Origin of the sequence: Petrotoga mobilis SJ95, assembly GCF_000018605.1 — a bacterium.
GTDB classification, from domain to species: Bacteria; Thermotogota; Thermotogae; order Petrotogales; family Petrotogaceae; genus Petrotoga; species Petrotoga mobilis.
The window spans coordinates 857,765-870,237 of record NC_010003.1; the positions used below are offsets into that span (position 1 = coordinate 857,765).

The 12,473-nt window shown below is 33.6% G+C and carries 7 protein-coding genes and 3 tRNA genes; 8 read left to right on the forward strand and 2 right to left on the reverse strand.

Annotation, left to right across the window (positions count from 1 at the left end; all coding sequences use genetic code 11):
* The first annotated feature begins 221 nt into the window (after positions 1-221).
* The 5 genes from ftsH (at position 222) to PMOB_RS04240 (ending at position 7,267) form a co-directional block, all read left to right on the forward strand.
* Complete coding sequence (ftsH, locus tag PMOB_RS04215; protein ID WP_012208645.1) at positions 222-2,114, forward strand: ATP-dependent zinc metalloprotease FtsH; 1,893 nt, start codon at positions 222-224, stop codon at positions 2,112-2,114.
* Between the two features lie 36 nt (positions 2,115-2,150).
* Entirely contained in the window at positions 2,151-2,420 is a 270-nt protein-coding gene (locus tag PMOB_RS04220; protein ID WP_012208646.1) for a metal-sensitive transcriptional regulator, read from the forward strand.
* Between the two features lie 40 nt (positions 2,421-2,460).
* Complete coding sequence (locus tag PMOB_RS04225; protein WP_012208647.1) at positions 2,461-3,741, forward strand: S41 family peptidase; 1,281 nt, start codon at positions 2,461-2,463, stop codon at positions 3,739-3,741.
* A 1-nt stretch (position 3,742) separates the two neighbouring features.
* Entirely contained in the window at positions 3,743-4,432 is a 690-nt protein-coding gene (locus PMOB_RS04230; protein ID WP_012208648.1) for a hypothetical protein, read from the forward strand.
* 438 nt (positions 4,433-4,870) lie between these two features.
* Positions 4,871-7,267, forward strand: a complete 2,397-nt coding sequence (locus PMOB_RS04240) for an efflux RND transporter permease subunit (RefSeq protein ID WP_012208650.1) — start codon at positions 4,871-4,873, stop codon at positions 7,265-7,267.
* A gap of 5 nt (positions 7,268-7,272) precedes the next feature.
* On the opposite strand, the gene PMOB_RS04245 is transcribed toward PMOB_RS04240, so the two are convergent.
* Positions 7,273-9,717 (reverse strand): hypothetical protein, encoded by a 2,445-nt coding sequence (locus PMOB_RS04245; RefSeq protein ID WP_012208651.1) that lies wholly within the window; start codon positions 9,715-9,717, stop codon positions 7,273-7,275.
* A 128-nt stretch (positions 9,718-9,845) separates the two neighbouring features.
* On the opposite strand from PMOB_RS04245, the gene PMOB_RS04250 reads away from it, so the two are divergent.
* The 3 genes from PMOB_RS04250 (at position 9,846) to PMOB_RS04260 (ending at position 10,126) form a co-directional block, all read left to right on the forward strand.
* Positions 9,846-9,934: transfer RNA gene (locus PMOB_RS04250), tRNA-Leu, on the forward strand.
* 28 nt (positions 9,935-9,962) lie between these two features.
* A tRNA-Met gene (locus tag PMOB_RS04255) sits at positions 9,963-10,039 on the forward strand.
* A gap of 10 nt (positions 10,040-10,049) precedes the next feature.
* Positions 10,050-10,126: transfer RNA gene (locus PMOB_RS04260), tRNA-Met, on the forward strand.
* Positions 10,127-10,210: 84 nt separating this feature from the next.
* Here PMOB_RS04260 and PMOB_RS04265 read toward each other — a convergent pair.
* Positions 10,211-12,352 carry an alpha-galactosidase gene (locus PMOB_RS04265; RefSeq protein WP_012208652.1) on the reverse strand — a complete coding sequence of 714 codons (2,142 nt, stop codon included), beginning with the start codon at positions 12,350-12,352 and terminating at the stop codon, positions 10,211-10,213.
* Positions 12,353-12,473: the final 121 nt, after the last annotated feature.

Consider the following 12,473-nt stretch of genomic DNA (forward strand, 5'->3'; position numbering starts at 1 on the left):
TAAATTCACGAAGCCTTTTTAGTATATAATTTTTCACTTAAATATAGCTTAAAAAATCCATTTTTTTAGAATATAATGAATTCTTTAACAGCTTCTAATTGTAGACAATTCCTTTCTTCAAAAGTTAGTACGAGAAAATTTTTTTATAACATTTGCAAATGTTATAATATTATTATAAAATATAAGTGAAATAAAATTCTATTTTTTATAAGGAGGCTTTCATGAATAACAATCCAAACAGAAGAGGGTCCCTAATTGGACCGTTGTTTATATATTTTATTTTAGCTATGCTTATCTTTATGAGTATTTCTCAGTTGAATACTTCGAATATAACTGAGATAAGTTACACCGATCTGGTGAATCTAATAAATCAAGATACAATCATTAGTTTGCAGATCGACACAAGTGGGTTAATCCAAGCAAAAGCCAAAAACGGGCAGCTTTTTCAGGTTTACGCCCCCACTTTGCTTATGGATCAAGCTTACGTAAGGGCATTGGCAAATGATGGCATTAAGGTTGAGTATATTCAAAACACCGGAGCAAGTTGGTGGGTTACCATGCTTATCTATATGTTGCCATTAATAATACTAATGTTTTTTTGGTTTTGGATGTTCAGAAGATCTGGAACAGGAGAAGGAATACCTGGAGCCAATTATAGGAGAAATCCTGCTAGAAGATACGATTCTAAAAGAAACAAAATTACTTTCAACGACGTAGCTGGAATCGACGAAGTTAAGGAAGAATTGGAAGATATAGTTAATTTTCTAAAAGACCCTAAAAACTTCAGTGCATTGGGGGCAAAAATGCCTAAAGGTGTTCTCTTGTCAGGACCTCCGGGTACAGGAAAAACTTTGGTAGCTAGAGCGGTTGCTGGGGAGGCCGATGTCCCATTTTATTTTATGTCGGGTTCCGATTTCGTAGAATTATTTGTAGGTGTGGGAGCAGCCCGAGTCAGAGATCTTTTTAAAGAAGCAAAAGAGAATAGCCCTGCAATAATTTTCATCGACGAACTGGACGCCGTTGGAAGGCAAAGAGGAACAGGGTTAGGTGGAGGCCATGATGAAAGGGAACAAACTTTGAACGCTTTGTTGGTTGAAATGGATGGTTTTGATCCACGAGAAGGCATAGTTGTAATGGCAGCAACAAATAGGCCTGATATCTTAGATAAAGCCCTCTTAAGGCCAGGAAGGTTCGACAAAAAAATATTCTTAGATGTACCTGATTTGAGAGCAAGAGAAGAAATTATAAAGATCCACCTAAGGGGAAAAAGAATCGCAGACGATATAGACGTTAAAAGTTTGGCTCAAAGTACACCTGGTTTTGTCGGTGCTGATTTGGAAAATATGGTAAATGAAGCAGCTTTACTGGCAGCGAGAGACAACAGAGATCACATAACTAACGATGATTTCCAAGAGGCAATAGAAAGGGTGATTGTTGGTCCTGCTCGTAAATCACGCAAGATAACACCCAAAGAGAAAAAGGTTATTACCTATCACGAATTGGGACATGCCGTTTTAGGTTACCTTTTACCTTACGCTGATCCTGTTCACAAAATCACTATAGTTCCTCGCGGACAAGCCGCTTTAGGTTACACTATGCAACTTCCAAGTGAAGATAGATTTTTAATCACAGAACCAGAAATAAAGGATAAAATAGTAGGTATGTTGGGTGGAAGAGCTGCTGAAGAAATTGTGTTCAACGAAATCACGACAGGAGCAGGAAACGATTTAAAGAGAGCCACAGAGCTAGTAAGGGAAATGGTTGCCCAATTAGGTATGAGTGAAAAGATCGGCCCCATCGCTTGGGGTGAAGAAGAAGGAGAAATATTTCTGGGAAGAGAAATAACTCGAATGAAGAATTTTTCCCAAGAGACGGCTAAAGAAATTGATTCAGAGATCAAGAATTTTATTCTTAGCAGTTATGAAAAAGCTAAGAACTTACTGTCAGAAAATAGGAAACGACTTGACCTTTTAGCTATTTATCTGTACAATAAAGAAAATATCTCTGGAAAAGAGTTCAAAAAAATGATGGAAATGGATATAGAGGAGCTTAATGACTACGTTTTAAAAGATAAAGATGTAAAAGAAACGAATCTTTTTGTTTCTTATGCCTAAATATTTATAGACATTTTAATTTTGAGAGGTGTGTTCATGTCTTCAAACTACGACAAAGATAATTTAATCAGACGATTAAAAAGAATAGAAGGTCAGGTTAGGGGCCTTCAAAAAATGTTGGAAGAAGAGAGGAGATGTGCAGATATTTTAACGCAGTTATCTGCTGTGAAGGGGGCTTTAAATAAAACCGCTGAAGAAATAATGAAAGGTTACACGAAAAGTTGTATATTAGAGTATGAAGAATCTGGAAATGAAAAGATGTTAGACGAATTAATACAAGTTTTATCCAAATTTAGAGAAATATGATTGTGGACCATATAAAAATTTTTATCAAGGAGAGACTTAAATGAGTAAAAAAAAGAAAAAATTACTATCCGTAATAATAATTTTTGGTTTATTTATTACTTCCTGGATTTTTGCAGACACTGTTTCTAACAGTTATCAAAAAGATTCTGTAACACAGATCTATTTAGATAAGTTCGAAGAACCTATTTACTCAACGCTATACTACATTGTCAATTATTATTATGACAAAGATAACGTTGATTATGACAAAATATTGGATTCTGCAATTGAAGGGATGATGAAAGGGCTTGATGATCCTTTTGCTTGGTACCTTGATTCCGTTGAGACAGAAGAAAGTAACATAGACATAGAAGGTAGATACGGTGGGGTAGGGTTGACTATTAGATATGATTATGAAATGGATGCGGTTATTATCGTCTCACCGATGAATGGAACTCCTGCACAAAGGGCGGGAATAATGCCTAACGATTACATTTTATCCGTTGACGGTACCCCCACATCTGAACTTGGCCTTAACAAATCAGCTTCGTTAATGAGGGGCGAACCTGGAACGGAAGTTACCTTAGAAATATACCGAGACTCTTGGACAGAGCCAAAGAATATTACGTTAATAAGAGAAATAATCGAAACTAAGACGGTAAAATTTGATACGATAAATTACAAAAGTAAAAATTTAGGCTACATATTACTCACCAATTTTGCTAAAACTAGCTCCCAAGAAATGAGTGAAGCTTTAAATAATCTATCAAATCAGAACATAGAAGGATTAATAATCGATTTAAGAAATAACCCGGGTGGACTTTTACAATCAGCTGTTGATATTACTTCCATGTTTTTAAAGAGCGGGGAAGTAGTTAGTGTTAAATATTTTGATGGCACAAAAGAAACAATTCCAACTATTCCTGGTAATTACTACAGTTTTTTACAAAATATCCCTATTGTTTTGTTGGTTAACGAAGGTTCGGCATCTGCATCTGAGATCTTAACTGGTGCACTTAAAGATAATGGTGCAGCAACCGTCATTGGAGAAACAACTTATGGAAAAGCTGCAGTACAGAACACATTTAGCTTATCCACGGGAGGAGAAATTTGGTTACCTATAGCTCATTACTTCACTCCAAGTGGATCAGATATTCATTTAAAAGGGATAAAACCTGATATAGAGGTAAGTAATCCAGAAAGGGAAGTGATCTCTATGACTGAAATATCTGAAGAAGAAGCAACTGAGGCTTTCTATACGACTACAGAAAAACCTGTACTAAATATAGAAGAAGATCTGCAACTGAAGACTGCCTTGGACTTTTTAACTGGAGGTAACTAAGTTGCGTTTTTATGGATGGGTTATATCTATTTTTTTATTATTCTTTTCTTTGTCAATTGGTTTATATTTCTCAATGGGTCGAATAGAAAGTACCAATTACAACATAGAAAAATCTCCCAAATTCACAGTAAAAAATGTCAATTATGATATTTCTTTTTTAAACGATCAATTAAATGATATAAACGATCTTTCCATCATTACTCGTAATATAATGGATGATGGAGTTTTTGTAGGAACTCTAAATTTTGATTTTAGAAACAACAAGCTAACTATCAAACCTGTTACTAAAAACGCTTACGACGATTTCAGAAGTTTGATTATCTCCACAGGGGTTAGATACAAAGAATCAAGAAACGAATATGCATTATATGGTTTAACTTTAGCTTACTACCAACTTATAACTGATAATTTATACTTAGAATTAACTCCAAAGATATATGTTTTGAACCTTGAAAACTTTGATGAAAACACAATAAACATAATGAAATCCAGGTATAACTTATTCACACAACAGGATTATAGATCATATTCTTTCAATAGGGATATTTTGAATTCGTTGAACGAATACGGTGGGGTTATCGTAGATGAGGATTTACTTAACAATCCCGCAGTGAACCCTCTATTGGATGTTTTTAGACAGGAGAATATAGATATTGAACCAAATGTTTCAGTTCTTGTCTTCGAAGGATGAAAAAATGCCAAATATTTTTTTAGACTTTTTCAATTCCCTTATAAACCCAAAAAATATTTTCAATGTAACAAAAAAATCTTTTTTTATCCCATTTCTTATAACATTATTTTACCTTTTTTCTCCGATATTTTTGAGAAATCTGCAACTATTTGAAGTGGGACGTTTCGACGTTTCCAAAATTAAATTACTGATTTTTATTCTGCTTTTTTCTTACTTAAGTTCAGGGATGAGGTTGCTTTTTTCTTCTGATTCTAATTTACTATACGCATACATTTCTTCCGTTTCTCCTATTACATTAGGTTTATTAGGCAAGCCTTTTCTCTATTTCTCTATTTTATGGGTAATCATTTTAAGATTTTATATAGATTTGAAAAAGAAAAATTATTATTCGCTCATAATAGGTATTGTTTTTGACTTTTTCCTAGTATGGTGGTTATTGTGAGAGAAAAAAAAGACTTCTTTTTAGAACTTGCAAATTTCATCACCCGAGATGCTTATTATATAATAGCCGTAGTTTTGGTCTTTACAGTTATCTTTGGATTTTTTTCAACAAAATTGAAGGTAAACTCAGATTTGTTGAAAATACTACCTCAAGACTCAGAAGTTGTTGTGGAACTTCTTGAAGAACAATCATTTCTTGAAGGCTCAGATATTATGGTTACTGCATTTTTTATCAACGATAGTGTCCAACCTTCACAAATTGCAGAAACCTTTCACGATTTGATGCTAAATGAACCTACCTTTTTGAGTTTCGTTCAAACGGATCTATCCTTCCTTTTTTCATATGGCATCATAACCTTAAGCCAAACGGATTTGATATACACAATGTATGAGAACTTACAAAGTTTCGGCAGTTTATTAAGTACAAATTTCACCTACAACTTTGAATTATTTGAAAAATTGGATAGTTTTTTGGAAGATATTTATGGTTTAGAAAATATTCTCCAAACTGATGGAAATAATGATTTAATTAGTTCCTACTACACTTTATCCCCTGATGGAAAAGTTATGATTATGGGACTTACTTTCAACAAACCTTCCTCTGATTTAGATTATGTCAACTATATTGTTCCAAAAGTGGATTCAATTTTGACGGAGATCGAAAAGACTTTCAACATAAAAACAGGTTTGACTAATTCTTACGTCACAGAATACGAATCTAATCGTACCGTCATGGAAGATTTTAGATTAACAACAACCTTATCGATTATATTTATAACTATTTTATTTGCTTTCGCATTCGGTAATTTCACTTCTACTATAATAGTACTTCTAGGTTTAATAGTATCTACACTTTTAACGATGGGGCTCATCACGTTAACTTTTGGAGAATTGAATATAGTGACTTCTTTTGTCATGGCAATAACTCTAGGCTTGGGAATAGCCTATGGAATTCATGTGATGACGAGATTTTCAAAAGAAATTGAGGATATTGGTGACTTCACTACAGCATTGGCTTCTACTTATAAAGGACTTCTTTTACCTCTCTTTTTTGGAATGATAACTACTGTCATAGTTTTCTTGACGCTTTTTTTCATGGGATTACCAGCTTTTAACGAGTTAGCAATCGTTAGCTCAATGGGTTTATTGGTTTTTTTCATTATAATGATTTTTTTTGTCCCAACATTAATTTACGCCTTAAAAGTAAACATAAAAATCTCACCTTTTACGGTCAAAATAGACAATGCTTTTAAAAAATTTCCTCACTTTATTTCAAAAAACTCAAAAATGATTTTTATTATAGTGATTCCAACTGTTTCGATATTAAGCGTTTTGGGTCTAATTAATTACACAAATTTTTCGTACACGCCTCCAGGACTAATATCTTCCAATTCAGAATCTGTGAAGGTCGGAGAACAAATTTTGGATCATTTTGGAAATATTTCCTTTGATACATTGCAATATCTAATGAGAGTTGACGAAGATATTGAAACAGTCAAAAAAGAATTATTAGATACCGGGGTTGTGGAATCTGTCAACAGTTTGCCAGACATAATTCAAGAAAATCTTGGAGAATTTTCTAAGATAAAAACACAGTTAGAAGGTTTATCTCAAGTTATAAATAATCCAATAATGATATCAGTTTTAAAAAAGTATAATCTATATTCTGACAGTCTAAAACTTATAGATGCAGCAGCACGCTCTTCTGACCTTTACCATTTTACTTTGAACATAATGGATATTTTCCCTGAGGATCTCAGAGGTAATTTTTTAATAGAGAAGGATGGCCAAAAGTATCTTCTTTTAGAAGTGACTCCCAAGTTCAGCCTTTGGAGTAACAATGGAATAAAAATTTTCTTTGACGCATTGGGGGAAAAGGGAGAAAACATTCTAGGCTTACCAAAAGCCACATATAAAATAATGGAGATGATCAGACAGAGATTTTATATACCATTATTTCTATCTTTCATCTCCATATGGGTTATAACTGCCATTGTTAGAAAAAATGTTGTTCAACCGTCAGAAGCCATGTTTAGCCTTATAATTTCTGTATTGGCTACTTTTGGTGTGTCGTATTTAATAGGTATAAGGGCTACTTTCGTAACCGTTCTAACTTTTCCCTTAATCTTTGGTATAGGTATAGATGGATTTCTCCATCTATACCACACGTTCAGTAATAACAAGATAAACTTTTGGAATATATTAAAATCTATAACCTTTTCACTTTCTACAACAGCGCTCTCTTTCTTGAGTTTTCAATTTTCTAGAGGAGAACTTTTAAAGGAATTTAGTTTGACGATGTCTATGTCCTTAGGTTTTACCTGGCTATTCACAGCCGTTATGTTCATTGTGAACAGGGAAATGCTCAGGAAATTCTGGAAAAGAAAAAAGTAATTAACTTATTTTGGTTTGAACATATCACTGTTTATCTGCAACGGTACATTCAACCAATAAAAGATACTCAGATCGAATTGAACGTAAGCGAGATAATCAAATTCTTCTTGTCCAAAATTATACTCGATATCTCCTCCTGCCTTTATTCCATCGAATCTATACTTTCCTGATTCAAAGGATATATATGGCCTCCATAATATTTTTTCTACGTTGGTTCCAGCGTATATAGATTCATTCTCATAACCAATGTAAGGATCTATCTTCGTATCAAATACTACAAAAGGCTTATCTAAATTTGCTTTTATACCAGAAATTGAATCATACGTAATCCCTATACCCATTTCATAAATATTGTAATTGTTAACAGTGTAAGGACCTATTTGAAAAACAGAATCTAAGACATACGATTCAAAAGTTGTGTTTTTAAATAAACCTCCACCTCCCAGGTATGTATTTATCGTATTTCCTAAATACCAAAGGGAACTATTGGAAATATAAAAACTTGTTAGAATATCTTCTTCTATCAAGCTCAGAGTTATGCTGTTAGTTGTAAAATAATCAAAGGTCAAGGATAAATCTCCATAAACTTCGTTTCCATATGAATACACATCTACAAACCCTATGTAGTTCATAGCCTCGCTGATGAAAAATGCACCCGCTCCATATAAAATATTCTCATCTGTATCAACGGCTAAAATTGGAAACGGCAATATATAAGGCTTTTCAAATGTGTATTCTTTTACTTCAACATCTTCAGGATAATATATTTCATAACTCTCAAACTCAACTTGTTCAAACGTGCTTTGCAAAACAAAACTTTCTTTAACTGCATTTTCTAAATCTAAATAACTCAAATGGTATCCCTCATGATCGTAAACTAAATGGTACAATCTATCTTTCAAAACTACTGGTTCAAAACCACCGCTTAAATAATTTGTCAAGCGTTCAATTGCCCTGCTATTTGTGTTTAACCTATAAATATTGTATATCCCATCTTCGTAATTAGCTGAATAATATATAAAATCATTATCGATAAATAACCCAAGTTCTTTAACTTCATCATCGGTAATTTTATAAATCTTTTCTGATGATAGATCATATGAATAGATATCCGTTTGGTTATTGTAATTAGCGGAAAAGTATATTATATCTTCTTTTCCCACAATATCGTTAAAAACATATTTACCAAAATCTATTAACTTTTTTGCTTCGTTAGTCTTCAAATCGTACAAATACAAAGCGGACAAGCCTTTATCTAATTTTGAATAAGCTATCTTATCGTTTCCCACAAAACCAAAAGCTTTAACCCTCTCATCTATGAGCTTTTCACCGTTTGGGCAATCACAATCATAATACAATTTGTTTGTGTAATATCCCATATTGTAGGTAGTCACTAAGTATAGAAGGTCACCTCTTGAATTTACATCGAATGAACTTACTGCCTTATTAATTAACTCGTTATCCTTGTATATACCCTTTGGTTGATCGGGCATAACCAAATATCCGTAAAGAGAAACCCCATCAGTTCTAAGATTCCCTGTATCTTGATAAGTGTCATCGATTTTTAACCAAGATAATTTGTAACCTTTTTCATTTAATCGATCGTATTCATTAAGATATTTTTGCTTAATATCCACTAAAAATCTAGTCCAACTATCCCCTGTTACCCAATAAAATGCTTCATCCAAATTGCTAAAAGCGTTTGTATTTAAGACCCTTATTATCTCTCTAAGTGCACCCTCTCCGTAATTATTCACTATTTCTTTCACCAAAATTGTTCCATACATATAGTTAAAACCAGCAGGACTCCATATATCGATTGAAGAACCTGATCCCAAATAATATCTCGGAAAGTTGTTACTCAATATCTCAGATCTTAGATACATATTAAAGAGATCGTCTTCAAATCTTCCCCCAAACTCTTTACTTTCCATGTAAATAGAAAGACCCTCATGCAAATAGCTCGGCTGATGATACATGTTAAGCGTATTTTTAATCAATTTACTGGGAATCCAATATATAAAAGGATCTCTAACATCATTTCCATAAAAAATGTGATTCAACTCATGAGAAAAAACAAATTTACCCCAATCTTCTACATTTCCCCCCAACGCTAAAAAATCCTCTGGAGGATTAACGTAAAGTCTTATCACATTTGTACCTGTGGAAGCAAAAGAGTTTGTAAAATCAACATCGTCTAAAATATAAACCGTGATTTTACCAGGATTTGAATCATAAAAATAAGTATACTTTGCATACAACTCTTCAGCGGTATCGACTATTTCTTCGTAAAAATAATAAAGATCCTTCTCAAAAACAAACCTGTAATTCTCTGTTTCTACCTGATAAAGATCTTTTGGTGGTGTATAAACAGAAGAAGAAAAAATCGATAAAGAAATCGATAGGCAAAATATCAATACAAACAATTTTCTAAATCCTTTAATTGTCATCCCCAAATCACTCCTTTGATTTTTTTAAAAGCTCATTCAATTATAATATAATTTTTTAAAAAATTAAAATGGTCGATGAGGTATTGACAAACTTTACTTTTTATGATAGACTTATCTTTGGAATTAATGCCGAGATGGCGGAATTGGTAGACGCTGCGGACTTAAAATCCGCTGGGTAGGAATACCCGTGTCGGTTCGAGTCCGACTCTCGGCACCATTTAACTTAATTATACTACATTACTTGGTGCGGGGTGGAGCAGTCTGGTAGCTCGTCGGGCTCATAACCCGAAGGCCGTAGGTTCAAATCCTACCCCCGCTACCATTTGTTATATGGCGGCGTAGCTCAGTTGGCTAGAGCATACGGTTCATACCCGTAGTGTCAAGAGTTCGAATCTCTTCGCCGCCACCATAAATGAAATTTTTTAAATAAAAAGATGGGGTAAACTAATAGATGCCCCATCTTTTTATTTTATTTTAATATCTTGACGAATTATTAATCACTCTTTCTTAGCCTCAAAATTCTGCTATAAAAATGAGTTACTTTTCCAGTTTCGAAGAAATCTTTAGAGGAATCCTCTATTATAATTCCCCTTTCTTTCAATGCCTTTCCAGATAATTTAATCATCTCTTTTTCTTCACCCTGAAGTCCTTCATAAACAGTGTATACAGCATCGTTTTCCAAACCTTTTAGTTTGACATCCACCCTATCAAACAAACCAAACCTTCTTGGATTCCTTAAATATATCAAAACACCTTCATCTTTGTTTTTACTCAAATATTCCACGGCAAAATACCTATCATTTGTAACGTAAGAAAGCCTGAATTGATAGCCTTCTTGTACTATCTCTCTTATCTCTTTATAAAACTGAACTTGATACCTTGCCAAATCGAAATCTCTTTCAGAGAATTTATTCAAATCCGCACCGATTCCCAAAGATCCCATCATTGATGAATGAAATCTGTATGTCAAAGGATAAGTATCTTTTCCTCCCCAGTCAGTTACCCACCCCATCATTATTTTCGGTGCGTATGCATATGAAAAACCCTCTTGGATCTCTAACCTGTCAAATGGGTCTGTGTTGTCGCTTGTCCATACTTGATCCGCATATTGCATTAAGCCTATATCCACTCTTCCCCCACCGCTGGAACAGTTTTCAAAAGTAACGTGTGGATGTTTTTCTCTCAAATATTTCCAAATATCGTATAAGTTCCACACGTATTTAACCCATATTTCTCTTTGTTTTCGTGGTTCCACTTGCATCCATCCTGACTCAAAAACATGTCTGTTCATATCCCATTTGACGAAATCTATATCGTTCTGTGTTAAAAGATTATCCATGAAATCTACGATGAACTTTTTTACATCTTCTCGTGCCAAATTAAGCATCAATTGATTCCGTTGAAGTGATTTTGGTCTATTTGGAAAACTAATAACCCAGTCAGGGTGTTTTCTATACAATTCACTGTTAGGATTAACCATCTCTGGTTCTACCCATATACCAAAATCCATTCCCAAGGTCTTAACATAGCTTATCAAAGGTTGCAAACCATCTGGGAATTTTTCTTTGTTCACATACCAATCACCTAACCCAGCATGATCGTCGTTTCTTTTCCCAAACCATCCATCGTCTATAACAAAAAGTTCTACACCAATCTTTGCAGCCTTTTCAGCCAATATTTTTTGATTTTCTTCGTTCACATTGAATGTCGTGGCTTCCCAAGAATTGTACAAAACCTTTCTTAATTTGTGTGCTTTATCTTTTGGCAGTATATAATCGAGCTGATAATGATGTATATTCTGGCTCGCCTTTGTAAAACCCTCGTCTGAAAAGCCAAACATAAATTTAGGAGTAGTAATCTTTTCTGAGGGTTCTAATATATAACTAAAATCCCAGTCATTTATCCCCCCAATTATCGCTATTCTTTCATATATACGTTTTTGTACTACTATTTTCCAATTACCACTCCAGGCTAATTCACCAAAATATACCTTTCCACGATCTTCATCAGCAGAGTAATCGATCGCAAAAAAAGGATTTAGATAGGCGCTTGTTTTCCCAACCCTACTTTCCAAAACTTTGCTTCCCTCGTTTATTTCTTCCCTTCTTAAATGAAATTCACTCCCCCACATACCTGTAAGATAATTTAATTTTGCTTTTTCATCATTTTCAACATACAACGAGGCAGATTTCATATCTTCTATCTTTATTTCTTCATTAGAATTATTTTCGATTTCAACCCATCTTTCTATGATATCGTACTTTTCTATAACCTTGTAGAAAAGATTTACGCTCAAATTATAATGATCATCGCTTAACCTGATTACTAGATCATTACCACTCACTTCAAAACTTTTGTAATTCAACACAACATCCCTAACACCATCGGAATACTCAACTTTCAAACAATGCTCTAAATTGTTCTTTTCTCCTCTTACAGAAAACTCATCGTTCCACGTGTATCTGTCCATTAAAATTAGATCTTTAACTTCTGGGTAGTCTTGAACCCTTGGCAACTTTGATCCCCAATACAAATTTTTAATCTTTCCTTGATCATCATCTAATCCAAAAACGTAACCCATATTTTCTGTTTCTAAAAGCCATCTCTTCGTTTCTTTATCAAAATTTATAGGCATTTAATTACCACCTTAATAAGTTTTTTGATTTCGTTTTTTTACAGAATTCAACTTTCTGCTTCCCCCCAATAATTTTCGCTTCCTAATACCTTTAATTTTATCATATTCACACATTATATAA

Excerpts from the sequence above, each read along its gene's own strand:
- ftsH (WP_012208645.1), top strand. The coding sequence starts at position 222 with ATGAATAACAATCCAAACAGAAGAGGGTCCCTAATTGGACCGTTGTTT.
- PMOB_RS04220 (WP_012208646.1), top strand. The coding sequence starts at position 2,151 with ATGTCTTCAAACTACGACAAAGATAATTTAATCAGACGATTAAAAAGA.
- PMOB_RS04225 (WP_012208647.1), top strand. The coding sequence starts at position 2,461 with ATGAGTAAAAAAAAGAAAAAATTACTATCCGTAATAATAATTTTTGGT.
- PMOB_RS04245 (WP_012208651.1), bottom strand. The coding sequence starts at position 9,717 with ATGACAATTAAAGGATTTAGAAAATTGTTTGTATTGATATTTTGCCTA.
- PMOB_RS04265 (WP_012208652.1), bottom strand. The coding sequence starts at position 12,352 with ATGCCTATAAATTTTGATAAAGAAACGAAGAGATGGCTTTTAGAAACA.